We start from the raw sequence: 25473 nt of genomic DNA, 5'->3' as shown, positions 1-25473 counted from the left end.
CCATGAGCAAAAACTCATGGACTATGAACCATGAGATCACATCCCACGAACTATCAAAATCTTTATGCGTAATGTTCCTTAATTTGGTGGGAAAGCTGCGACAGTACTTTTCTTTTTAATCTGCCTTTACAACAAACACAATTGTCGTGGTCAAAATCAACTTCAGCTATTACGTTACCCTGGTCAACTACGCGGAACCTTCCTGCTTCATTAGGTAATACAGCTAAAACGCGTTCATCCTGTTTCGAAAAATTGATCAGCACATGAAATTGGTGCTGTGGTATAAATGCTAACCGCCTTAACATAAAACCTCCTTTTCGTTTATAATTGGTAAAAAAATAAAAGGGCCTAAACTGATATATGATATAAAGTTAACGAATTATGTTTTAAATAATTGTTATACCGGCCCCTGTTTTTTTGATAAAATATTGTGATACCTTTACCTCATATATCACAAATCATGAAAAAAATATTATTGGCCGGCGCTATGCTTATCGCTTCGGCAAGCGGATATGCCCAAAAGGTAAAACCTGCATTAAAGTTAATAAAGGGTAATACTTATTACCTGGTTACTTCGGCCCACTCGGTTATTAAACAAAATATAAACGGACAGCTCAATAATGTAGATTTAACCATCAATGGCAAAATGTCGTTCAAGGTGCTTAACACCGACGATTCATTGTATTACATGGAGGTTAATTACACCAGGGTAGGCATGAAAATGCAGATGCCCAACGGTAACATGGCCTTTGATTCGGATACCAAAGATACCTCGAACGTAATGGCCCGCATTTTATCAGGCATCACCAATAAACCTTTTACGGCATCAATCAATAAAAGTGGTCGCATCCGCTCGGTAGAAAATGCAGAGGGTATGATATCTGCAATGGTAGATGGCATTAAGGAGTTGCCGCAAGACAGGAAAGATCAGTTGAAAAGCCAGCTCACACAATCATTCGGCTCATCGGCGCTGAAAAGTAACCTGCAAATGTCGATGGCGGTACTACCCGAAAAGGCGGTTGCCAAAAATGATCAGTGGACTATCGGTACCAAACTGGAGGGAGCCATGACGGCGCAAATCAATTCGGTATACCAGTTAATGGATATTACAGCGCAAAGCTATATTATCCACGGCAACGCCACGCTGGCCACCGATAACAATGCCGATTATAAAATAATAAGCAGCATGCCCATGAAATATAACATGAAGGGCACCATGATATCGGATGTGGTGGTTGATAAAGCCACAGGCTGGATTACCAGCTCGAAAATGAAGCAAACAATAGATGGCACCGTACAAATTAAAGATAACGATCGCCTGCCAGGTGGCCTTACCTTCCCGATGACCATAACAAACGAAACAACTTCTACCGATCACTAATCGGCAGATAAATAGCAAAAATCCCCTCCTCTTAATTGCAGGAAGGGATTTTTATTACATCAACCTTCCAGTTCCCAAACTCCCTCCAGGTAAATTTTATACCGCATTGGCTGAAACTCGCCAAAAGCAAAAACATAAATCATATTATCCTTTTTGGCATAATAAAGCCTCAGCCTGTCGCTGCCCTGGTACAGGTTCAGGAAGCCGCCATCGGTTTCAAAGCCGGCCGTTTCGGTAATGCTCTTAAAATCTTCGGCACCGGCAACATTAGCCAGTTCTTCAAAATTGTTATCGGCAAAGTCATCATACTTTACCTGGTTATATGGCAAGCTGAAGGTTTTATCTAACATACCCTCTTCGGTGCCGTCGTAAAGTAAAGTGTGCAATATTTCGTGTTTTTTAATCATCTGATAAGCTTTTTAACAAAAAACAAATGTCGGTTTAATGGCTGCATAAAGCTAACCATCAAACCGACATGGTAATAATTGTTTATCTTGATTTATTGTTTTTGTTCTTCTAAATAACCTTGCTGTTTAAGATCGTTAATAGGGTACGGTACTTCATATTGGATCCCTAAACCGGGTTTACCAAACCACGGAATAATTTTGCCTTCGCGCACTTTAGGTATGGGTTTCAGTATTTTATATATTTTATAAGGTTTGCTTAAAGTATTATCGGGCAGGGCACGTTGCGGAAAGGGTACGCCTTTTGGCGATACAAAGGTACCTTTATCCTGAAAAACGCCGTTTGCATCGGTATAACCGCCGTAACGATCAATCAGGAAACCTTTTTTAAGGGTTACAATAAGCAGGTTAACCGCACCGCGGTTTGGTGGCCAGCCACCGTTTAGCTGTTTATCGGTAAATAATTGTTCGAGGGCAGTCCATTTTTCGGTTTTCCAAAGGCGCCATGCCGAATCGGCATATTCCTTTTTGGCAGCAGTATCGGCAAAATCAGTTACCGAAGCTTTAAAATCGGCATAAGTAACGCCCCGTACAACAAGGTGATGGCTTTTTGCTGCATGCGGACCGGCTTTTACAGATTTGGTTTGAGCCGTAGCCATAAAGGGCAACAGCACTGCTAAAAGCAGCAATTTAAGTGTTTTCATTTCGATGTGGTTTTTGGTGTGATAAAGCTAACAGGAGTAAAGCGGATATGAAAGAAAAATATGGTATTTATTTTATTCATATTATAATAGATATTGCAGGTGTGTCCGTCCGTTTCGCCGTGCTGTCACCGTCGTTCCGTGCCGTTGTTGGTGTTGTCACCATAGGTGTTCGGAAGAAATAAAAAAGCGGGGGAATTGTGCGATTCCCTCCCTTGGGAGGGTGTAGGGAGGGGTTTCTACACCCTGCATATTCGTCGGGCAAGGTGTAAAAACTCCTCCCTGCCACTGCGCAATCCATCACACCCCTCCCAAGGGAGGGAATCAAAAAATCTTCCGAACAGCTATGGTGTTGTCACCAACAACTGTATTGTGCCCTCGCGCTCTTATAATACCCGTTCCCCAAAACGCTGTTCGTAAGTACGGCGTATAGCTGTTGGTGACAACACCATAGGTGTTCGGAAGAAATAAAAAAGCGGGGGAATTGTGCGATTCCCTCCCTTGGGAGGGTGTAGGGAGGGGTTTCTACACCCTGCATATTAGTCGGGCAAGGTGTAAAAACCCCTCCCTGCCACTGCACAATCCATCACACCCCTCCCAAGAGAGGGAATGAGAAAATCTTCCGAACACCTATGGTGACAACACCAACAGCGGCGAGGTGACAACACCCACAGCGGCGCTGCGGCTTAAATTAAAATCAGCGAAATCAACGTAATCAAATTTCATCAACGGTCAACAATCGGTGCAATCATCTAATAATCGGTGTAATCCCAAAAAACTAAATTATTACCTTCGTATATGTCATCAGCAGAAGCAAAAAAACAAATCGAGGCACTAACCGCCGAACTTAAACAGCACAATTACAACTACTACGTGCTGGCCATGCCTACCATATCCGACTTTGATTTTGATAAGAAACTGGAGCAGCTTAACAAACTGGAGAAGGAATACCCCGAATATGCCGACCCTGATTCGCCAACGCAAAAGGTGGGCGGGGATATTACCAAAGAGTTTGTTACCGTAAGGCACCGCTGGCCTATGCTCTCGCTGGGCAATACTTACAACGCGCAGGAACTGCTTGATTTTGACCAGCGCATCCGCAAGGCCATCGGCGATAATTTTGAGTATGTGTGCGAACTTAAGTTTGATGGCCTGAGCATGAGCCTTACCTACGAAGATGGCAAGCTAATCCGCGCCGTTACCCGTGGCGATGGCGTGCAGGGCGACGAGGTAACCACCAATATTAAAACCATCCATACCATACCCAAACGCCTGCACGGCGAAGGCTACCCGGCTTATTTTGATATCCGCGGCGAGGTGTTTATGCACCGCAAGGCCTTTGAGCGCCTTAACAACGAGCGTATTGAAGCGGGCGAACTGGCTTATGCCAACCCTCGTAACTTTGCATCGGGCACGGTAAAAATGCAGGATTCGGCCGAGGTGGCCAAACGCCCGCTTGATTGCTTCCTGTACTTTTTATATACCGAAAAGCCTTTGTTTAAAACCCATTGGGAGAGTCTGCAGGAAGTTAGCAAATGGGGTTTTCATACCAATAATCACAGCGAACTTTGCCCCGATATTAACTGCGTACTGGAGTTTATTAATAAATGGGATCAGGAGCGCTTTAACCTGAGTTATGATATTGATGGCATAGTTATCAAGGTAAATAACTATTCGCAGCAGCAGGAATTAGGTTTCACAGCCAAATCGCCGCGCTGGGCCATCTCCTACAAATTTAAAGCCGAGCGTGTAGAGACCGAACTGCTGGAGGTGAGTTACCAGGTAGGCCGTACCGGAGCCGTTACCCCGGTTGCAAATTTAAAGCCGGTGCTGCTGGCCGGCACCACCGTAAAACGTGCAACATTGCATAATGCCAACGAAATTATCAGGCTTGATTTACACGAGGGCGATACCGTTTTTGTTGAAAAGGGCGGCGAGATTATCCCGAAGATCATCAGCGTAAATCCTGATAAACGCAAGGCCGATGCGTTGCCGGTTGTTTACCGCACCACCTGCCCGGCTTGTGATACCCCGTTAGAGCGCAAGGAAGGTGAAGCTGCTTTTTATTGCCCCAACGATGAAGGCTGCCCGCCGCAAATAGTTGGTAAAATGCAGCACTACATTGGTCGTAAAGCCATGAATATTGATGGTTTGGGTGATGAAACCATCGAGACACTTTACAGTAAAGGTTTTATAAGCCACATCAGCGATATTTACGAGCTGCATAACCGCGCCGCCGACTTGAAGCGGATGGAGAGGTTTGGCGAAAAATCAATCAGCAACATGCTGGATGGTATTGAAGCTTCAAAGAAAATGCCCTTCGAAAAAGTCCTGTTTGGTTTAGGCATTCGTTATGTGGGTGAAACGGTTGCCCGTAAGCTGGCTTTTCACTTTAAATCGATAGATAATTTGATGGCTGCCGGCATTGAAGAGCTTACCGCCGCCGAAGAAATAGGCGAACGCATTGCCCAAAGCATCACCGAGTATTTTGCGGGTGATGTTCACCGTGAAGAAATTGAAAAGCTGCGTGCACAGGGCCTGCAGTTTGTTGCCGAAGAAAAGGAAGTTGTACTGGCCAGTGATACGTTGGTTGGTAAAACGTTTATCATCTCGGGCACATTCGAAAAATTTTCGCGCGATGAGCTGAAGGACATGATTGAGCAGAACGGCGGTAAAATATTGAGCAGTATTTCGGCCAAGTTGAATTACCTGGTAGCGGGCGATAATATGGGCCCCTCGAAGCTTGAGAAGGCCACAAAGCTTAACATCCCCATTATTAGCGATGATGAATTATTGGAGATGATAAAATAAGCATTCCTGCTTTGTTTATTTTATTCATTAAGCTTGCCGAACAATTTTTTGATCTCAAAATTTGCTTACTTTAGATCGTCAACTTGATTTTCCCCATAATTAATTAAGCGCTTAATCCGAATAATTATATCTATGGAAAAATTTATACCGATACAGGCAAATATCTTTTGCGAGCCCTGCAAAGACTGCGGCGCACGCCCCGTGGTTGAGCAGGCGAAAGGCAAGTTTATAGTGCGATGCCCCAAAAGCAAAGCGCACTATCAAACCAAACCGGGGCATGTTGATATTAACGACTGGAACACAAAAAACAAGGTTCATCCGCCGCTTGGCAACAAAACATCCAATAAGCAGGCATCCTAACCGGGATGCCTTTTTACATTATTTAACAATTTAACGCTGTAACAATCAACTAATAAACTTCATCTTAGCGGTAAACATCCGCTAAATGAAGTACACCTTCTGTTTCCTGCTTTTTTTATTCAGTATCCCCGTATTTGCGCAGCAATTTAACATTACCGGTAAAATAACCGACGAAGCCGGCAGGCCAATCCCTTTTGCATCCATCTACATAAAAAATACAACTAAAGGCGCTTCGGCCAATAGCGAAGGTATGTACCAGTTGCGCGTTGGTGCCGGTAAATATGCCGTTCAATACAAAGCGGTTGGCTACACCCAGCAAAGTAAAAACGTAGATCTCATTGCCGACGAGGTAATCAACATCAGCCTGCAAACTGAAACCTACCAGCTTAAAGATGTTACCGTACATGCCGGCGGCGAAGACCCTGCCTATGCCATTATGCGCAAGGCCATCAAAAAGCGCAAAACTTATTTAAATGAAGTAAACGCCTATACCTGCGATATCTACATTAAAGGATTGCAAAAACTGCTTGCAGCACCTAAAAGCTTTATGGGCTTTGATGTGCAGAAAGCCACCAACGAAGCCGGGCTCGACTCCAACCGCAGGGGAATAGTTTACTTATCCGAATCAGAATCGAAGTATAGTTTTGTCCGTCCGGATAAGGTACACGAGGAGCAGGTATCGGCCAAGGTATCGGGGCGTAACAGGGCTTTCAGCTTTAACCGGGCATCAGATATGCAGGTTAATTTTTATGAGAATTTTGAAAACTGGAAAGGATTAAGCAACCGCCCGCTGGTATCGCCGGTGGCAGATAATGCCCTGTTTTATTACAATTATAAGTACGTAGGAACATCGGTAGAGAACGGCGAAACCATCAATAAAATTGAAGTTACCCCCAAACGGGCGCACGACCCATGCTTTGAGGGTGTTATTTATATTTTGGATGATAGCTGGCGCATTTATGGCCTGCAGCTTTACATCACCAAAAAAGCCAATATCAATTTTGTTGATACCCTTAAAGTTAACCAGCAGTTTTTCCCGGTGAATGAAAAAAACTGGATGACCTCATCCATTAAGTTTGAGTTTACAGGCGGCCTGTTCGGTTTTAAATTAGGCGGATATTTTATATCGGTATATAAAAATTACGACCTGAACCCCGATCTTAGCAAGGCTAATTTTAACGAACAACTGCGGATAACCAAGGGCATCAGCAAAGATTCGGCTTACTGGGAACAGGCCCGGCCTATCCCCTTAACAGGCGAGGAGGTTACCGATTACACCGCCAAGGATAAGCTGGCTAAAAAGCGCGAATCGAAACCATATCTCGATTCGCTGGATAAGGCCAATAACCGCTTTAAACCCGTTAACCTGCTGTTTACAGGCATCAACACCCGCAATCGTTACAAAAAGGAATATTACCATTACGACCCGCTGATTGGTTCAATGCTGTACAACACGGTAGAGGGCTTTGCGATAGATTATGGCGCAAGCTACAGCAAACTGGTTGATACGCTTAACAACCGCTATTTTGTACTGAGCGGAAAGGTGCGTTACGGTTTTTCTAACCATTTGCTTAATGGTTCGGCAGGGGTGGCTATACCATTGCAGCGTTTTACGCTGGGGCTGAACGGAGGATCGGATGTGGTTGATTTGAATACCCTTGCCCCAATGTCAACTTTTGTAAATACCCTGCACAGCCTTTTGGCGCAGCAAAACTTTAAAAAGCTATATCAAAAGCAATTTGCATCGGCATCGCTGGGGGGCAGGGTAACAGGTGGTTTACGCGGCAGTGCAAGTATTGAATGGGCCAACCGCAAATGGCTGCCAAATACCACAGCCTTCAGTATTTTTGATCCGCACGATCATCAGTTTACCTCCAATAACCCGTTACAGCCCGATCAGGACGTGCCGTTGTTTTCCGAAAATAAATCGCTTACGGTAAACCTGCGGGCCAGCTATGATTTCAGCAATAAATATGAAACCTATCCGTCGGGCCGGAGGTATTTGCCATCAAAGTATCCAACTATCAGCGTAAACTATACCAAAGGCATTAACAATGTTTTAGGATCGGATGTGAACTACGATAAAATCAGCGCAGATATCTCCAAAACTGATATCAGTATGGGTTTTTATGGCAACAGTTCATTTTTTATAGGCGCCGGAAAATTTCTGAATGCCAAAAGCGTATTTTTTCCCGATTACTTCCATTTTGCGGGTAACGAAGTGCTATCCTACAAACCAAGGGTAAACCGTTTCCTGCTGCTGGATTATTATAATTTCAGCACGCCTGATAAATACCTGGAAGGGCATTTTGAGCATAATTTTTCGGGTTTTATCACCAACAAGATCCCATTGATCCGCAAGTTTAAATTGCAGGAGATTGTGGACGTAAACTATCTGTACACGCCAAAATTGAAAAACTATACCGAGTTGGGTTTCGGCTTACAATACCTCAATATCAGGGCTATGTACGGGATCTCATACAATGGCGGTACGCAGGCAAAATCGGCGTTTAGGTTGGGGATTTCTCTTTGAAGTGAAAGGATAAAGGTAAAAGGCGAAAGGTTTTGTGGAAGATGCAAGGCAAGGTGCTTGTTTTACGAATTGCGAAGAAAATGGATAATATTCGAACCCGGGAAAATCAAATCGGTGTAATCAAAGAACAATCGGTGTAATCCCAAAAAACAAAAAAATCAGCGAAATCAACTAATCATCCAAATCAACGGTTTACCTTTGCAGCATGATTAAAAATTTCATTCCCTGCTTTATCTTTTAAGATGAAAGGATAAAGGTAAAAGGTTTATTCCCGAATTGCGCAATAAATAGATAATGTCTAAACCCGGGAAAATCAAATCAGTGTAATCAAAAAACAATCGGTGTAATCCCAAAAAACAAAAAATCAGCGAAATCAACGTAATCATCCAAATCAACGGTTTACCTTTGCAGCATGATTAAAAATTTCATTCCCTGCCTCATAATAATCCTGCTGGCACTTGGCTGCGCTAAAAAAGTACCTCAATACACCATATCGCGCATAACCAAAACAGATACCGCTACCAAACTTACTGTGAACATAACCGGCAGGCTTAAATGGGCCGAGTTGCTCAGCATCACCTCCAAAATAAAAGCCGACAGTGCCAAACTGCCCAACCTGCAACTGTGTTTTATGCTACCGGGCCATAATGATAAAAGCACGGGGGCCAACAACTTTTACGCCATTGCCCGTTACCCCAAAACTGACCAGGTTACCATGCAGGATACCACCAAAGACGCCGACGGTAATACCGTACGCCTCAGCATCCTCGGTCTATCTGCCGAAAAAGCCAAACGCCTGCTAAGCCTTAATCCAGATGATTTGAAGGGGAAAAACATCATCGGCAAGTTTATTGATGATAATAACCATACGCTTATTGTGCCCTTTACCGATATTGCCGACGGTAAAAAAGAAACTTATATTATTGAGCTGGATACCCTCGGCACCGTGGTATCGCGTACCATACCTCTGGTTGATAACCGGGATGGTGTTGAAAAGCTGCATGTAACCCAACGTGGCGATTATATCACCATAAAGGATAGCGTGCTTACCCAATACTCGATAGATGATCTGGGGCTGCCTTACAACAGCACCAAAGCCGGTATTTAAATGCAGGGTTTGCGATATGCAAAAATCACCATTGGCTTAATTTTTCGTTTAAAATTAAGATTTCAGGGTTAAATCATTCATTTGTTTGATATTATACCGATATATTTATAATGTTTAAAACATTTATAAATATGAACCGAAATTTTATCAAAATTTTTGCGCTGAGCGTAGTCGCGGTTTTTAGTGCTTTTGTGGCCTCCGCGCAGGTGAGGTTGCCCGAGGGCTACTTCCTTAAAACGCTTCCCAACGGGTTGCAGGTGCTGGTTATTGAAAATGCCAAAGTGCCTTTAACCACCATTGAAATTGCTGTTAAAAACGGGGCCTATACTGAGGGCCCTGAGTATAGCGGCCTCTCGCACCTTTTTGAGCACATGTTTTTTAAAGCCAATAAGGTATATCCCGATCAGGAAAAATTTCTGAAACGCACGCAGGAGCTTGGAGCCATCTGGAATGGCACCACTGGTAACGAGCGTGTAAACTACTTTTTTACTTTTGATAGAGACAGCCTTAAGGCAGGCCTTAACTTTATGAATGCCGCCATCCGTTTCCCTATTTACCGGGAGGAGGATATGAAAAAGGAGCGCCCGGTGGTTGACGGCGAGTTTCAGCGTGGCGAGAGCGATCCGTATTTCCAGTTGTGGTACAATATGCAGCAAAAACTTTGGGGCGATCTCATCACCCGTAAAAACCCTATCGGTATACACGATGTAATTAACACCGCCACGCCCGAAAAAATGATGATTATTAAGGATAAATACTATTTTCCTAATAACAGCTTGCTAACCATTTGCGGCGACGTGAAGCACGATAACGCCTTCGCACTTGCCGAAAGCATTTTTGGCGACTGGGCTAACAGCGGCTTCGATCCTCAAACCAAATTCCCTATCCCGGCATTTAAGCCTTTAACCAAAACCGAATACTTTGTTAAAGAGGCCACCATTGCCCAAACCCCTTATATGGATTTTACCTGGCAAGGGCCGTCGTATCCAACAGATTCGGCTGCTACGGTTGCTGCCGATGTGTTCTCGACCATTGTGGGTTTAAACTCGTCAAAATTACAGCAGGCTTTGGTTGATAAAGGCCTGGCCAGCGGTGTTTATGTAAGTTATAATACCAGCCGTTATGTTGGCCCGGTAGATGTATTTGTTGTGCCTAACCCCAACAAGCTGAAAGAATGTTATGCCGAAGTAATGAACCAGGTAAGCATGTGGAGTAAGGACGATTACTTTACCGACGAACAAATGGCCACCGCCAAAGCCATACTGCACCGCAACGATATCCACGCCAAAGAAAAACCATCATCATTGCCAAGCCAGGTTAGCTACCAGTGGTGCAGCACATCGCTTAATTACTATACCGATTTGGATAGCAATTACCAGAAGGTTACCCGTGCCGATATCAAAAAGTACCTTGATACCTACGTAATTGGCAAACCTTATGTTGCAGGTTTGATTATAGCGCCCGAGTTAAATAAAACAGTAAACGCGGCTTCATTTTTTGTTGCTAAGTAATTTAAACGAAAGATAACCATGAAGAAATATATAATTGCCCTGCTGGTAGCAGCGGCTATAACAAATACCGCTAGCGCGCAAAATAAAGCCTACGAAACCACGGTTGATGGTGTAAAGGTAATTGTACAGCCCAGTGGTAATGATATTGTTGAGGTACAAACCATTATAAAAGGCGGCGTGCAAAATTATCCGGCTACCAAGGCAGGCATCGAATCGCTGGCGATGAGCGCCCTTACCGAGTGCGGTACGGTTAAACACGATAAAAACAGCTTTAAGGATGAGCTGGATAAAGTAAGCGCTACCGTTTATGGCAGCAGCAACAAAAACTACTCGGTAGTGCGCATGAACTGTATTAAAGGCGATTTTGACATTGTTTGGCCTTTATATGTTGAGGCTATTACCCAGCCACGCTTTGACGCCAAAGAGTTTTACCGTATTAAACAGGATGCCATCAACAACCTGAAACAGGAAGATTCGCAGCCCGATAACGCCATTGATAAGTATGCCGATAAAATAGCCTTTGCCGGCACCAATTATGCTAAAGATCCGAGCGGTACGGTGCCAATCATTACCGCCTTAACACCGGCCGAAACTAAAGCTTATTATCAATCAATACTCACCAAATCGCGTTTATTGATTGTTGTTGTTGCCGATCTGGATCAGGCAACCATCGAAGCTAAGGTGAAAGCCATGTTGGCGGGTGTTAAACAAGGTTCATCGTTTGCGTTTAAAAAATCAACCTTCAGTGCCGATAAAAACAGCATCAACGTTGAAAAACGCGACCTGGCTACCAATTATGTTGAAGGTATTGCCAGCGGTCCGGCTGCCGGCACGCCCGATTTTAACGCCTTTAACGTAGCTATGCGCATTTTTAGCAACATGCACTTTTTAGAGGTACGTACCAACAACGGCTTATCCTATGCTCCGCAGGCCTGGTTTAGCGCAGGGCAAACCTCAACCGCCCGTTTCTCGGTTTCAACCACCCAGCCCGATAAGTACATTGCCGTATTTGATAAACTGGTTGACAAAATTAAGCGCGAAGGCTTTAAACCCGAAGATGTGGCCGATATGAAGATTACCTATCTAACCGGCTTCTATTACAAAAATGAAACCAACAGCGCCCAGGCTTCATCTATTGCAGCAAATGAGGTGTTACACGATAACTGGAAACGCTCATTAACCCTGGTTGATGATGTGAAAAAATTAACTGTTGATGATGTGAGCAACGCTTTCCGTAAATACATCAACAACATTGTATGGGTTTACCAGGGCGATCCTAAAAAAGTAAACCAGGTGTTATACATTAACGGTACATTGAAAGGCGGCGACAGTCCGGTGAACCACTAATATAATTCATTTGCTGCGCGTCATTGGGTCATTAAGTCATTATTGATTGGTTGACAGATCAGCAAAACCAAAGGAGCAGGAAGTAAATTTCTGCTCCTTTTTTTATGACCATTCAAGAAATGACAGCGCAGCGAAATGACTTAATGACGCGCCGCAAATGACTATTCATCAGGCAGCACCGCCTTTTTTCGGGTTCTGCTCCAACCGGGCCCTTTGCGGCGGGTTGGTACCGTATCGCCAAGCAGTTTCCCCCAGGGCTTGAGGTCTTCTATCCTGTCGAAAATAATTTTAAGTACAGCTATGAACGGAATGGAAAGGAACATGCCCGATAAGCCCCAGAGCATATTACCCAGCAACACCACCACAATAGATACCAGCGCGTTGATCTGCACTTTTGATGATACGATGCGCGGCACCAGTATGTTGTTATCAATAAACTGGATAACAATATAAGCGATGATAACGCCCAACTGCGTACTATAGCCATCTTTGGTTACCGTAGCCATTAAAACCGGCAAGGCTATGGCTATAATGCCGCCGATATAAGGCAGCAGGTTAAGGATAGCGCCGATCACACCGATAAGGATACCGTATTTAACACCTAATAATATCAAAGCTACAGAGTTCATGATAGCTACGATCAGCATCTCGATCAATAGGCCCTGGATATAGCTTTGGATAGCCGATTTGGTTTCTTTCAAAACTTCAGCCACCTTTTTAGAGTTTTCTTCGGAGAATACCTCGAAAAAGAAATTAAGGATGAGTGTTTTGTAAAACAGTATCAAAAACACATAAACCGGCAACACAAACAGCAACCCAAAGGTGCTTAACACGTTGCCCAGTGTGCGGCCTACCAATGCCTGGCTGTTATCCATGGCATCCTTTATCATCTGGTCCTGCTTTTGGATGGAGTAGTTGAAGGTGGCAGCCACCCACTCTTTAAAACTGGCAAAAATTTGGGCAAACTTTACCTTAAGCGTCGGCAGCGAATCGCCAAACTGGATGATTTGGGTAGAAAGAAAGTAAAACAGTCCGGCAAGAAATATTGCCCCCATCAGCATGGCTAAGCCAATAGCCACAATTTTGGGTACTTTATGCCGCTCAAGCCAGTTGCTTACCGGGTTAAGCAATATGGCAATAAAGGCGGCAAAAGCCAGGGGGATCATGACATCTGCCAGTTGGGCAAAAACATAAACCAATAAAATCAGCCCGAAAAGTACAACGGTACTTTTAAGGTAAAAAGGGTATTCTTTAACAGGAGGCATGTGAGCAGGATTTTATACGCAAGGAACAAGATAGCGAATTGTTTTATTTGGGAGGATTTTGTGTGATAAAGGATTAGCGGGTGTCCGTCCGGTTTGGGGAACCGGAGTGGTTGGGGACGAGGATAGGACAGGTCTTTTTATAGGCTGAGACACATAGTTATTAAAGCGTCTACGTCTAACCCAAAAACATGCTCAATGGCAGTTGCAAAACTCAAATTATCCTGATCTTCTATCATCTTGCGCAGAAATAAATTATCGTCGCCACAAAGTGCTTTTAGCGTTCTTATCCTGTTGATATGCTTAACACGATCATTATACACTTCAACCTTATTCACCCCTAAAAAACCTATAAGATTCTGTGCTTCAATATCGTCGGTGTTTACAGGAATAAAAATACCATCTTCGTACCTTATCCTGTCTTTAATATCAATATCATGGGGAATCAATATTGGTAAAAACGGGTCGATAAGTTTTGGCTTGTGACTGTTTAGCCAATGCAGTGTGGCATACCAGTTGTAATAGCCGTCGTTAGGGGTGTTTTTATGACGAGGATCGAAATGCTCAATGTCTACACTGTCGGTATGTTTGATGTAGCGCTCGGAGTAAGCGCAAAACCCGCTTTGTTCTTTTATCAGGATTTGGCGGATGCTGGTTCTTTCGGCAACGTTATCGTAACTCAGGTTCCCGGAAATAATAGCTGAAGTGTTTTGTTTTTTAAAATACCTCATTGCCCGAAAAATTGTATTCGTTACCTATCTGGATAAACTCATCTAACAGTTTGCTTTTTTCGGCTTCATCAGAGGTACGCGGAATGAGCGTTTTTAGTTCTATATAGCGTTCCCATTTCTTAATACCTTCTTTACCCAACAGGCTGCGAACGCTAAAGTCTTTAACCAGCAAATCGTTAGGGTCGTCGCCAATAGGTGTTTCTCCTTTGCGGGAGTATACAGTACCATCATCATTAAACTCTAATATAAATCGCTCATATGGTTCAAATTGCGCGGCGATGATGGGGCTATGGGTTGCTACAAAAAACTGGGTATTTTTGATAAAACCTAAGTAAGTGTCGATCAAGCCATATAAAAAATCGGGGTATAAATTGTTTTCCGGTTCATCTATTAGTAAAAACCCGTTTTGAATATCCCGGTTAAAATAGAGTGAATATATATGCCCCAATCTAAAAATGAAGTTTCTGATACCGCTGCTCAACTCACTATAGCTTATCCTTTGATTGCCTCCTTTTAGTTTAATGTAAGCCTTCAGGTTATCATTTAGCTGTACGGGATTGCTGGCGTTTTTGCTATCAAATTCTAAGTTTGCCTTATTTAATATCTTATCCCATAAAACAGCAATCTCGTCAAGTATTTTAGGGTTATGCTTTTCAAATTCATCCTGCACTTCCCTTACGGTTTTATCCAGATTTACCTCAAGATTTTGAAATTCACGAAAATCGTTTTCCCGCTTTTTAACCTGATAGATTAGTACATTCCAAAAGTTCTTTATTGAATCGGTAGATACTAAATGACTGTAAGGAAAGTTGTTAAATAGTTCCAATGCTTCGTTTAATGAGGTAGGCGGCACATCTAATATTTGTGAATAAATATTTTGATCTCCTTCTGAGGATACCTTAATCAGCAAATCGGATGAATTTTCCTTTAATACAGTTTTGGATAAGAACTCGCCTGCTTTTTTATGAACAAAGGGAGATTGGTCTGAAGTTGCTACTGTAGGACTTCTAAAAATATTGTTTTTCCAATTTGGAACATTATCAATATCTGAAATAAAGATATTTAAGTTCCCTCCTTTTTTAACAACATATACCGTTTCTCCGTTGAAACTTATTTTAAATATAATGTCTATCAGGCTTAGGCCACCAACGGCATAGAGATTATCTTGAATTAAATTCAACAACGTAGTCTTCCCCGTCCCATTCCTCCCAATAAAACAAACTTTATCCAAAGCCTGCCCGGCTTTTTCATGCCCGGCAGGGTAGGTAAAATCAAGTTCGAAATTTTTAAATTGCTGGTAATCGTATAGGTAAATGCCTAATAGTTTCATATCCTCAAGTTACACTATATTCATTACACCGCCAATTTATCAATATTAACTCAACACATTCCTCCAGCTAACCAAATCGCCGATGATTTTATCCAGCTGATCAGCAGCTACGCGCTCCTGAGCCATGCTGTCGCGGTGGCGGATGGTTACGGTGTTGTCTTCCAATGTCTGGTGATCTACCGTAATGCAGAACGGCGTACCGATAGCATCCTGGCGGCGGTAGCGTTTACCGATGGCGTCTTTTTCTTCGTACTGGATATTGAAATCAATTTTCAGTTTATCCATAATCTCGCGGGCTTTTTCGGGCAAACCATCTTTTTTGGTAAGCGGGAAAATAGCGGCTTTAACCGGGGCCAGGCAAGGGTGCAGGCGCAGTACGGTACGGCTATCCTGTTTTTCGTCGGTGCTCAGGTCTTCCTCTTCGTATGCATTGATCATGGTAAGGAGGAACATCCTATCCAAACCAATCGACGTTTCAATTACATAAGGTACGTAGTTACCGTAAGGTTTGCCTGTTTCAGGGTCAACCTCCGGATCAAAGTACTGCATTTTTTTGCCCGAAAACTTTTCGTGCTGGCTCAGATCGAAGTTAGTACGGCTGTGGATCCCTTCAACCTCTTTAAAGCCGAACGGAAACTCAAACTCAATATCATAAGCCGCATCAGCGTAGTGGGCCAGTTTGGTATGCTCGTGGTAGCGGTATTTGGCCTCGTCGGTACCCAGGGCAAGGTGCCATTTTAAACGGGCTTCTTTCCATTTATCAAACCACTCTTTTTGTGTGCCGGGGCGAACGAAGAATTGCATCTCCATTTGTTCAAACTCGCGCATGCGGATAATGAACTGGCGGGCAATCACCTCATTACGGAATGCCTTACCAATTTGGGCTATACCGAAGGGGATTTTCATCCTGCCCGATTTTTGCACGTTCAGGTAGTTTACAAAGATCCCCTGCGCGGTTTCGGGGCGCAGGTAAATGGTATCGGCATCATCAGCCACGGCGCCCATCTGGGTGCTAAACATCAGGTTAAACTGGCGAACTTCGGTCCAGTTGCGGGTGCCGCTTACGGGGCAGGCAATTTCGTGCTCAATGATCAGCTCGCGCAGGCGTGGCAAATCTTCGGCGTTAAGGGCCGCATCCATATCGGCTTGCAGTTTTTCTGCTTTATCGGTTTTACCGTCTTTGCTGTAGCGCTCAATTTTATCTTCAAGCAACTGATCGGCGCGGTAACGTTTTTTCGAATCTTTATTATCAATCATCGGATCGCTGAAGCCATCAACGTGACCGCTCGCTTTCCAAATCTTCGGGTGCATAAATATGGCCGAATCAATCCCTACAATGTTCTCGTTCATTTGCACCATGGCTTTCCACCAGTAGGTTTTGATGTTGTTTTTAAGCTCGGCACCATTTTGGCCGTAATCATAAACTGCACTTAAACCATCATATATCTCGCTGGAAGGAAACACAAAGCCATATTCTTTGGCGTGTGAAATAACATTTTTAAAAAGTTCGTCGGTTGATTTGCTCATAATAGCTGCAAAGATATGTTTTGATTTGGGAATTCGGATTTTCGATTTCGGATTTAGGTTGATTTGGGAATTGGGAATTAGGTTGATTTGGGAATTTCGATTTCGGATTTAGTTTTTTGGGATTATGCTGATTGATTTTTGTTTTTTGGGATTACACCGATTGCTTTTTTGATTACACCGATTTTTTTTTAAGGGATTACACCGATATCTTTGATTATACCGATTTCGCGGAATCGAACAGCTTTGGTCTACGTGAATTCAAATATGTTTGCAAAAACAAATACATTTGTAAAAACACACCGGTAATTAACTATGCCAACCAACACCGACGAACGCCCGAGAGTTTATTTAAATAAAGTACATCTTAAAGGATATAAATCTATTGAGGATGTTACTATTGATTTCCAGAAGGGATTGAATATACTGATTGGGAAGAATGGGGCCGGGAAGTCGAATTTGTTGGAGATGATAAATATAGCATCTCGTACAAGGCAAGGTTCGGATGATCATTTTACTTATGCAGAGCTTGAATTTGTCTCAGACGACGAGCAAACTTTTGAAATCAAATTAGAAAAAAGACTCAAGAGTAAAATCCTCGATCCTGAAAATATTGACGATCGGGTGATGTTTATTGAAAAGTTTTCAATAAACGGTAATGTAGTTTTAGAAGATTCTGATAGCGAAAATTATAAAAAACAGTTTGATTTTAAAGGTCGTCCGATTACCTATAAAGGAAGTTTAAGAGGGTTGTTTATTAGTTTAGGTTATATCCCAGCGTATCCGTTATATATAAAATATAAAATTCCTGATAATCTGGATTGCATAACCAAGCCGAGTAGCTTAAAGATTAATTATAAGGGTGCATCATTAGGGATAGGAGAGTACCCTAAAACAGCACATTTTATCACAGAGATTTTAGCTGTAATTGAAGACTTTATTTCTAATCAGAATTATACAGATTTTAAGGATATCTCTAAAGATGATATTCTCGCGTGTCTAAAAGTCCAAGATTTTATCGTATATAATTTGAAGCTTTTTACGCCAATTGAGAATATTAGATTTAGCGACAATATTAATCTATATGATGGTAACAAGGTGGTAGTTATAGATAATATTAAACTTGAATTTAATGTAAATAATAATTGGCTACCCTGGTCTCAATTATCGGATGGTACAAAACGCTTATTTCATATAATAACTGAAATAACATATACAAGCGGCTTAGTACTTTTAGAAGAGCCCGAACTCGGTGTCCACCCTCATCAATTTCACCTATTGATGAATTTTTTAAAAGAGCAATCACAACATAAGCAAATAATCATATCTACGCATGCGCCGAAAGCTTTGGATCATCTTAACCTTGATGAGCTAAATAATATCCTCCTCGTTAATTATGATCAAAAAAAGGGTACTCAGTTACGCCACCTCACCATCGACGAGCAAACTAAGGCACAGGAATATGCTAAAGAAGTTGGTTATGTAAGCGATTATTGGATGTATTCGGATTTAGAGGAATGATAAAGGTAGGGCTTGTTGGGGAGGATCCAAACGATACTTCTTCCATAAAAAACTTGTTGGATCAACGTTATAAAGGCAAGGTTCAGTTTAAAGAGCTGGCTAAAAATTCTACCGGAGCCAATTTAGATTCGTTAGGTAAATTCAAAAGGGTGCTGAAGAAGAAGTTTGACGATTCCGGATGTGCTTTTATAGTTTACATAAGAGACTTAGACGAATTGGAATCGCACAAAGTAAAACTTACCGAAAGATTTAAATGGTTCAGAGAGTTAGATGATCATGTTGAGAGCAAAGGCCTCCTTATGCTCAATATCTGGGAGCTTGAAGCGCTGATTCTTGGGGATATTGATACGTTTAATAAAATCTATAGCATCAATTATAAAACAGGCAATCCGATGTTTGTACGCGATCCTAAAAAGATTTTAATGGGGGCGACAGCCAAAATGAGAAAGCAATTTGAAGAAGCCCACTGTCCCGAAATTTTCAAACAGCTAAACATCGACAAAGTAGAAAAAAACTGCAGCTGCTTCAAAAAGTTCATCACCGAGTTTAATGAAAAGCTACACTAAAGCAAACCGTCCATAACCTTCCGCCAAACCACCAACTCCCCGTTACGGACGGACGTACACACCCAAAATCTCACATCCCACACCTCACATCTCAATTCTAAAACATATTTTTACAGCCATGAGTATCAGCGTTGAGGCATTAACAAAGGTTTACGGCACACAGAAAGCCGTTGATGGCATCAGTTTTACTGCCTCGCCAGGCGTATTGGGTTTTTTAGGGCCTAATGGCGCGGGCAAATCAACCACCATGAAAATACTTACCGGCTTTATTCCGCAAACATCGGGTACGGCTTCGGTTTGCGGCTTTGATGTGGTTAAGCAACCGTTAGAAGTTAAGCGCCGCATAGGTTACCTGCCCGAAAGCAACCCGCTGTACACGGATATGTACGTAAAAGAATCGTTGGGTTTTGCTGCGGGTATCCATAAAATACATGAGCCTGCCAAACGCATAGCCGATATTATTGAACAAACAGGCCTCGGCCCCGAGCAGCATAAAAAAATAGGGCAGCTATCAAAAGGCTACCGTCAAAGGGTAGGCCTGGCACAAGCCATGCTTCACGATCCCGAAGTGCTGATACTGGATGAACCAACCTCCGGCCTCGATCCAAACCAATTGATAGGCATCCGCCAGTTAATTCTTGATCTGGGTAAAGCCAAAACCATAGTGCTATCAACCCATATTATGCAGGAGGTTGAGGCCGTATGCAGCCAGGTGATCATCATTAACAAAGGCAATATTGTAGCCAACGATAGTTTGCAGCAACTCCGCAAAAACAACGGCGGCAAATCGCTGGAAGAGGTTTTTATCAGCCTTACCAATAATTAGGTATTGTTGTGTTTATAATGCCGTATTCCTGTTAATATTTGTTAAATACCATTATTTATTGCCCGGTATAATCCGGTTTGCATAATATTCGGGTGTTGCGTTCGTAATACCTGCACTGCGGAGAAAGCAGCAGGCGCCCTGCTCAACCGCAATAATTTTACGCAACAACAAATATGAAAAAGATCTTATTGCCACTGGCCGTAGTATGCGGCACAGTGTGGGGCGGCTTTGCCCAAACATCAAATAACGCGTCAACAACAGCGCCAACATCATCACCTGCCGATGGGCCGCATTATAGCTTTGGAGTGGATTGGGGGCTTACCGTTCCCGGTAAATCGAATACCATAACAGGAGCATCATTTAAGTACGAATTACCTTTTGCTATCAATACGCTCTTTACAGCATCGGTAGGGTACTCTTACATGGCTTTTAATAATGATAATCGCAAAGCAGAATTAAGTGTTTACGGCACCGCGCAAAAAGGCGTGAGTTTTTTGCCAATAAAGGTAGGGGTTAAGCACTATCTGAACAATCATTTTTTTGTTGAAGGACAGGTAGGTGCAGCCATATTACTAAGCAGAGGCGGTGATAATTTCAACAGGTATACGTCGTCTTATATCTATTCGGCTGGCTTTGGTTACACGCTGAGTAATGGTATTGAAGTTGGTTTAAGGTATGAAGACTGGAAAAAGCAGTTCAAAACCAGCCAGGCTGCAATAAGGGTAGCATACAAGTTTAAATAGCATGTGAATTTGAAAAGATCCGGGATGTGCACGTTCCGGATCTTTTTATAAAAAAAGCACTCATCATTATTTAACTTATATTGTATTTTGGCCCGCTATGAAAAAACTGCTACTTATTATTATTCTTTTCACTGCTTTTAAAACCTACGCTCAGGATCTGCCCCACCACACTACCGCATTTAGCGCCGGTGCCGAGCTGGGTATCCCATCGCGCAGTTTATATAATATAGGAGTAGGAGCATCTGTAAAACTGGAGCAGCCCATTATAAACCCTGTAAGCCTTACGCTTACCGCGGGGTTCAGCAGCTTTTTTCGTAAAAACACGCCGTTTAATAATGGTAACTCCGGCGGTAATTTGTTTGTGCCGCTTAAAGGTGGGGTAAGGTATAACGTTGGTTCGGGCGTGTTTCTGGAGGCCGAGGCAGGCAGCGCTATCGAACTTAATTATGATAAGCGCAGGCTCTTCGCTTTTTCTGTCGGCCCGGCTATAATGATTCCCTCAGGAACAGATAACCGGAGTTTTGAGTTGGGTTTGAGGTACGAAAGCTGGTCGACCCATACCTTGCAGCAAACGGCCATCAGGTTTGCTTATCGTTTTGGCAGGTAGTTTTTTTATAGCAATAAATTTATTTTAGTAACGTATTATTAAAACCTTTACAACCTTATATCAACATGAATAAAATTTCGTGCATTTTACTTACAACTTTGTTTATGGCCTGCGGCATTGTGGCCCGTGCCCAAAAAGGTAACCAAACCTCAATAATAATAGGTACCGAACTCAACATACCTGTAAATATAAATGATTACCCGCAATCGGGACCGGACGTACATTACTGGGGAGGGTACGGCATTAATGCCAAACTGGAAAAACCAATAAGTTCATCGCTTCATTTTACCGCCGGTTTGGGTGTTGTTATTTTTCAAACCAATCCTAATGATCTGTTCGGGAGTGTTAACCCGGATAATTCGACAGGTTTTTATTACACTGATGATTATCATACGCTTTATGCATACCTGCCGTTAACCGCCGGCCTTAAATACTATGTATCGAAATATTTTTACCTAAGCGGCGAAGCCGGCAGTGCCTTCAAAATAAGCAATCGTACCAATACTTCATTCATTTACTCGGGTGGAGGCGGGGCCGTTGTGCCGATAGGGCCTCACCACGGTTTTGATTTTAATTTACGATACGAGCGTGGTTATAAAAATGTTGATTATAATTTTGTTATACAGAGTATCGGCATAAACGTGGCTTATAAATATAGGTTTTAAAGGGATAGCACGTAATTCACTATTATCGTGCTCAATATAATTCAGGTTATTTGTAGCGATAGCTTATAGCCGTGCGTAATGGTTGTATAATTTAATTATAACTTATCATTATGTTTAAACCTATTCGCCTTATCATCTTAGGCATTTTATTTGCCTTTTCATCATCTGTGTGTTTTGCGCAGCGTGGCAATCAAACTTCAATAAGCGTTGGCACCGAACTCAACATTCCGTTAAATATCGGTAGTGTTAACTATAACAAACCCGATGTGGTTTACCAAACCGGTTTCGGCTTTAATTTAAAACTGGAGCATCCCCTTGCCCCGTCGCTGCATGTTACTGTTAATACGGGTTTGGTTTATTTTAAATCTAACCTGCATTACGTATATGATTACAGCGCTATTGATTTTCCTCCGGGCTATATTCCGCACGAAGATCAGCCGGGGCCTTACGTGTATCTGCCCGTAACTGCAGGTTTAAGGTACTACCCGGGGAAATATTTTTATTTAAGTGCCGAAGCGGGTAGCGCTTTCAGTCTTAATAATAACTCGTATACCTCGTTTATATATTCGGGAGGAGCGGGTGCCGTTGTGCCAATAGGGAAGCATCAGGGCATTGATTTTGGCGTACGCTTTTTACGTGGCTATAAAAGCATTGATTACGACAGCCCGATAAACCAGTTGGGGTTGAATGTGGCTTATAAGTATAGGTTTTGAAAATAGAAAAAGCGGGAATTGTGCGATTCCCCTCTTGAGAGCCTGTCCCGAAAAGTTCGGGAGGTGGAGGGGGGGGTACTCTGCGCGAGGTTTATCGCTCGTATAACACACCCCTGCTCTCGCTCTTTCCCATCGCGCCCCCTCTCAAGAGGGGAATTTAAAAGCCTGTTCCTTAACTTGACGGCTATGCTCTCAATAGGGGAATTTAAAAATCTGTCCGCATCTGTCATATCCCTTAAACGGACGGACAGTTTGTTTAAGCGAAGGTCGTTTGAACAGGCGGCGGCAATACGTTAAAATAGATAAACACGAAATCCGAAATCGAAAATCCCAAATCCGAAATCGAAACCTGCTTTGCTTTAGCGCAATATTGTCGTAATTTCGGCGCTTAACACAATATATTATAACGTGCTGAGCATCCTTAAAAAAGAAATAATATCATACCTCAGTTCGCTGGTGGCTTACGTAACCATTGGCGTGTTTTTACTGGTGCTGGGTTTGTTTTTGTGGGTATTCCCCGAGTCGAGCATATTGGAGTACGGTTATGCCGGGCTGGAAAGCCTTTTCAGCACTGCGCCGTACCTGTTCATGTTCCTGATCCCGGCTATCACCATGCGGTCGCTGGCCGAGGAGCGTAAAGAAGGGACATTCGAGCTGCTGTTTACCCGTCCTTTAAAAGATTGGGAGATTGTTGTTGGCAAATACCTGGCCTGCCTGCTTATAGTGCTGTTTGCCTTGCTGCCAACATTAATTTACTATTATTCGGTAAGCACGCTGGGCATGCCGCAGGGCAACATCGATACAGGTGCGGTTATTGGCTCATACATCGGTTTGTTTTTATTGGGAGGTGTTTTTGTGGCGATAGGCCTGTTCACCTCATCCATCACCAAAAACCAGATCATCGCTTTCACCGTTTCTGTTTTCCTGTGTTTCTTTTTTTATAGTGGATTTGATTCCATCAGCCAGTTATTGTCGTTACAAGATCTCGGCTTGCAAAACCTGGGCATTACCCAACATTACGAATCGGTAAGCCGTGGCGTGCTGGATACCCGCGATTTGGTTTACTTTGTCATCGCCGCGGGTATATTTATCTGGCTCACCTTATTTGTATTAGCTAAACAGCGCCAAAAAGGGTTAGGCAGTAAGGTAATCATCGGCTTTTTAGTAGTTTTATTTTTTCTGGGGATCTTATCCTCATTAACATTTACAAGGTTTGATTTTACTGCCGAGAAGCGTTTCACTATATCGCCCATCAGCAGGGAAATAATGGATAAGCTGCCTAAACGCGTAAAATTGGTTGTTTACTTACAGGGCGATAACCTGCCCGGCGGTTTTAAACGGCTGCAAAGTGCCACCAAAGATATGTTGAGCGATTTGCAGGCCTACAGCCACGGTAAAATACAGTTCGAGTTTCGTGATCCGCTTAAAGGTTTAACCAATGATCAGCAAAACGAGGTGATCCAGAACATGGCTGCCGAAGGTGTTGAACCCACCAATCTCAGCGTAAAAACCGATAACGGGGTAAGCCAGAAATTGATTTTTCCATCAGCGCTGGTATCGGCAGATGGTAGAGATATCCCTGTAAAATTATTATTAAGCAGGATAGGCCTCTCGCCCGATGAAGTGCTCAATAATTCCATTCAGAACCTTGAATATGCGTTTTCATCAGCCATCAAAAAATCTGTTAACGGCGGCAGGCCACAAATAGGCTTTACCGAGGGCCATCACGAGTTAAGCGATCTGCAACTGAATGACGCCATGAAATCGCTGGCCGAAGGATTCCAGGTGGGCCGGGTTGACCTGAATGCTATATCCATTCCCGATTTGCAAAAGCTTAAATTACTGGTTGTAGCCAAGCCCGATCAAAAATTCAGCGAGATAGAAAAGTTTAAGCTCGATCAATATATTATGCACGGCGGCCGTGTATTGTGGGCAATCGACCAGGTAAGCGCCGAACTGGATAGCCTCCGCGGGCATGGCGGCGAACAACTGGCTTTTGCCAAGCAGCTTAACCTGGACGATCAGCTTTTCCGCTACGGCATCCGCATTAATTATGATCTGATTGCTGATATGAATTGCGCGCAGATCCCCATCAGCACAGGCAACGTTGGCGGGCAGGCCCAGATCCAGATGCTGCCATGGCTGTATTACCCGGTGTTTATCCCCTTAAGCAAGCATCCCATAGTAAAAAACCTGGATGGCATCAGCAGCGAGTTTGCCAGCACTATCGATATCCTCGATACCAAAAATGTAAACAAAACCGTACTGCTTAACTCATCGCCCTATAATAAAAAGGTAAGTGTGCCGCAGCTGTTATCATTACAGGCGTTGGAGCAGGAGCCAAACCCCAGGGAGTTTCAAAGCCAGCCAAAAATTACCGGTGTATTGTTGGAGGGGCAATTTGTAAGCGATTGGCAAAACCGCCCCCTGCCCGAGGGTTTGAAAGAGCAGGTTGCCATACAACAGCAAAGTGTGCCCACCAAAATGATTGTGATAAGCGATGGTGATATTTTAAAAAATCAGGTGGGCGGCGATGGCTCGCCATACCCGTTGGGTTATGACCATTACACGCACCAAACCTACGGTAACAAAAACCTGCTGCTCAACATTGCCGATTACATGACTGATGATTCGGGTTTGATTGCCCTGCGTACCAAGGAGATTAAGATCAGGCTGCTTGACAGGGCACGTGTGCGTAACGAAAAAATGTACTGGCAATTAATTAATACCGCCACGCCGTTGGCATTGGTGTTAATATGTGCTATTTTTCAACATTATTTACGCAGGCAAAAGTATGCCCGCTAAATTTTATATTTTTGATTGCTTAAA

General features: G+C 43.1%; 23 protein-coding genes. 16 read left to right on the top strand and 7 right to left on the bottom strand.

All coding sequences use genetic code 11. The features are described from left to right. Window positions 1–62: 62 nt before the first annotated feature. Complete coding sequence (locus HYN43_RS18565) at window positions 63–305, bottom strand: hypothetical protein (RefSeq protein WP_119410764.1); 243 nt, start codon at window positions 303–305, stop codon at window positions 63–65. A gap of 155 nt (window positions 306–460) precedes the next feature. Here HYN43_RS18565 and HYN43_RS18560 point away from each other — a divergent pair, with 155 nt between their 5' ends. After that, window positions 461–1381, top strand: a complete 921-nt coding sequence (locus HYN43_RS18560; RefSeq protein ID WP_119410763.1) for a DUF6263 family protein — start codon at window positions 461–463, stop codon at window positions 1379–1381. A 59-nt stretch (window positions 1382–1440) separates the two neighbouring features. Here HYN43_RS18560 and HYN43_RS18555 read toward each other — a convergent pair whose 3' ends face one another. Together HYN43_RS18555 and HYN43_RS18550 are read right to left on the bottom strand one after the other, a co-directional pair. Continuing rightward, on the bottom strand, window positions 1441–1788 hold the full coding sequence (locus HYN43_RS18555; RefSeq protein ID WP_119410762.1) for a hypothetical protein: 348 nt from the start codon (window positions 1786–1788) through the stop codon (window positions 1441–1443). A 92-nt stretch (window positions 1789–1880) separates the two neighbouring features. Continuing rightward, window positions 1881–2489 carry a TNT domain-containing protein gene (locus HYN43_RS18550; RefSeq protein WP_119410761.1) on the bottom strand — a complete coding sequence of 203 codons (609 nt, stop codon included), beginning with the start codon at window positions 2487–2489 and terminating at the stop codon, window positions 1881–1883. A 47-nt stretch (window positions 2490–2536) separates the two neighbouring features. Between HYN43_RS18550 and HYN43_RS30900 the strand changes: the two genes are divergently transcribed. The 7 genes from HYN43_RS30900 to HYN43_RS18520 all read left to right on the top strand — a co-directional run bounded on the left by HYN43_RS30900 (window position 2537) and on the right by HYN43_RS18520 (window position 12156). Next, window positions 2537–2671 carry a hypothetical protein gene (locus HYN43_RS30900; protein WP_281024293.1) on the top strand — a complete coding sequence of 45 codons (135 nt, stop codon included), beginning with the start codon at window positions 2537–2539 and terminating at the stop codon, window positions 2669–2671. 613 nt (window positions 2672–3284) lie between these two features. After that, window positions 3285–5297, top strand: coding sequence for an NAD-dependent DNA ligase LigA (gene ligA / locus HYN43_RS18545; RefSeq protein ID WP_119410760.1), 2013 nt, complete (start codon window positions 3285–3287; stop codon window positions 5295–5297). Window positions 5298–5429: 132 nt separating this feature from the next. Next, the gene (locus HYN43_RS18540; RefSeq protein ID WP_119410759.1) at window positions 5430–5657 is read left to right on the top strand and encodes a hypothetical protein; all 228 of its coding nucleotides are present in this window, start codon (window positions 5430–5432) and stop codon (window positions 5655–5657) included. Between the two features lie 85 nt (window positions 5658–5742). Next, window positions 5743–8190, top strand: a complete 2448-nt coding sequence (locus tag HYN43_RS18535) for a DUF5686 and carboxypeptidase regulatory-like domain-containing protein (RefSeq protein WP_119410758.1) — start codon at window positions 5743–5745, stop codon at window positions 8188–8190. A gap of 412 nt (window positions 8191–8602) precedes the next feature. Next, entirely contained in the window at window positions 8603–9298 is a 696-nt protein-coding gene (locus HYN43_RS18530; protein WP_119410757.1) for a hypothetical protein, read from the top strand. A gap of 131 nt (window positions 9299–9429) precedes the next feature. Then, complete coding sequence (locus tag HYN43_RS18525; RefSeq protein WP_119411279.1) at window positions 9430–10809, top strand: M16 family metallopeptidase; 1380 nt, start codon at window positions 9430–9432, stop codon at window positions 10807–10809. A gap of 18 nt (window positions 10810–10827) precedes the next feature. Beyond that, window positions 10828–12156 (top strand): M16 family metallopeptidase, encoded by a 1329-nt coding sequence (locus HYN43_RS18520; protein ID WP_119410756.1) that lies wholly within the window; start codon window positions 10828–10830, stop codon window positions 12154–12156. Between the two features lie 161 nt (window positions 12157–12317). Here HYN43_RS18520 and HYN43_RS18515 read toward each other — a convergent pair whose 3' ends face one another. The 4 genes from HYN43_RS18515 to HYN43_RS18500 form a co-directional block, all read right to left on the bottom strand. After that, complete coding sequence (locus HYN43_RS18515; RefSeq protein ID WP_119410755.1) at window positions 12318–13421, bottom strand: AI-2E family transporter; 1104 nt, start codon at window positions 13419–13421, stop codon at window positions 12318–12320. Between the two features lie 137 nt (window positions 13422–13558). Further along, the gene (locus tag HYN43_RS18510) at window positions 13559–14149 is read right to left on the bottom strand and encodes a hypothetical protein (protein ID WP_119410754.1); all 591 of its coding nucleotides are present in this window, start codon (window positions 14147–14149) and stop codon (window positions 13559–13561) included. Next, entirely contained in the window at window positions 14136–15479 is a 1344-nt protein-coding gene (locus tag HYN43_RS18505) for an AAA family ATPase (protein ID WP_119410753.1), read from the bottom strand. The genes HYN43_RS18510 and HYN43_RS18505 overlap by 14 nt, the downstream gene beginning before the upstream one ends. A gap of 45 nt (window positions 15480–15524) precedes the next feature. After that, window positions 15525–17006, bottom strand: coding sequence for a glycine--tRNA ligase (locus tag HYN43_RS18500; protein WP_119410752.1), 1482 nt, complete (start codon window positions 17004–17006; stop codon window positions 15525–15527). Window positions 17007–17318: 312 nt separating this feature from the next. On the opposite strand from HYN43_RS18500, the gene HYN43_RS18490 reads away from it, so the two are divergent. The 8 genes from HYN43_RS18490 to gldG all read left to right on the top strand — a co-directional run bounded on the left by HYN43_RS18490 (window position 17319) and on the right by gldG (window position 25449). Beyond that, window positions 17319–18524 carry an AAA family ATPase gene (locus HYN43_RS18490; protein ID WP_119410750.1) on the top strand — a complete coding sequence of 402 codons (1206 nt, stop codon included), beginning with the start codon at window positions 17319–17321 and terminating at the stop codon, window positions 18522–18524. Continuing rightward, window positions 18521–19090: a DUF4276 family protein gene (locus tag HYN43_RS18485; RefSeq protein WP_119410749.1), complete on the top strand. Its 570-nt coding sequence runs from the start codon at window positions 18521–18523 to the stop codon at window positions 19088–19090. The genes HYN43_RS18490 and HYN43_RS18485 overlap by 4 nt, the downstream gene beginning before the upstream one ends. Before the next feature lie 118 nt (window positions 19091–19208). Next, window positions 19209–19916 carry an ATP-binding cassette domain-containing protein gene (locus tag HYN43_RS18480; protein ID WP_119410748.1) on the top strand — a complete coding sequence of 236 codons (708 nt, stop codon included), beginning with the start codon at window positions 19209–19211 and terminating at the stop codon, window positions 19914–19916. A gap of 173 nt (window positions 19917–20089) precedes the next feature. After that, window positions 20090–20659 carry a hypothetical protein gene (locus tag HYN43_RS18475; protein WP_119410747.1) on the top strand — a complete coding sequence of 190 codons (570 nt, stop codon included), beginning with the start codon at window positions 20090–20092 and terminating at the stop codon, window positions 20657–20659. Window positions 20660–20756: 97 nt separating this feature from the next. Beyond that, window positions 20757–21266 carry a hypothetical protein gene (locus HYN43_RS18470; protein WP_119410746.1) on the top strand — a complete coding sequence of 170 codons (510 nt, stop codon included), beginning with the start codon at window positions 20757–20759 and terminating at the stop codon, window positions 21264–21266. A 65-nt stretch (window positions 21267–21331) separates the two neighbouring features. Then, a complete protein-coding gene (locus tag HYN43_RS18465) occupies window positions 21332–21931 on the top strand; it encodes a hypothetical protein (RefSeq protein ID WP_119410745.1) in 600 nt (199 codons plus the stop codon). Between the two features lie 110 nt (window positions 21932–22041). Further along, entirely contained in the window at window positions 22042–22644 is a 603-nt protein-coding gene (locus HYN43_RS18460; protein ID WP_119410744.1) for a hypothetical protein, read from the top strand. Between the two features lie 408 nt (window positions 22645–23052). After that, a complete protein-coding gene (gene gldG, locus HYN43_RS18455; RefSeq protein ID WP_119410743.1) occupies window positions 23053–25449 on the top strand; it encodes a gliding motility-associated ABC transporter substrate-binding protein GldG in 2397 nt (798 codons plus the stop codon). Window positions 25450–25473 lie beyond the last annotated feature (24 nt).

It is taken from the genome of Mucilaginibacter celer, from assembly GCF_003576455.2.
Lineage (GTDB): Bacteria > Bacteroidota > Bacteroidia > Sphingobacteriales > Sphingobacteriaceae > Mucilaginibacter > Mucilaginibacter celer.
Note: the sequence above shows the minus strand (reverse complement) of the source record. Positions and strands in the feature narration are given on the sequence as shown.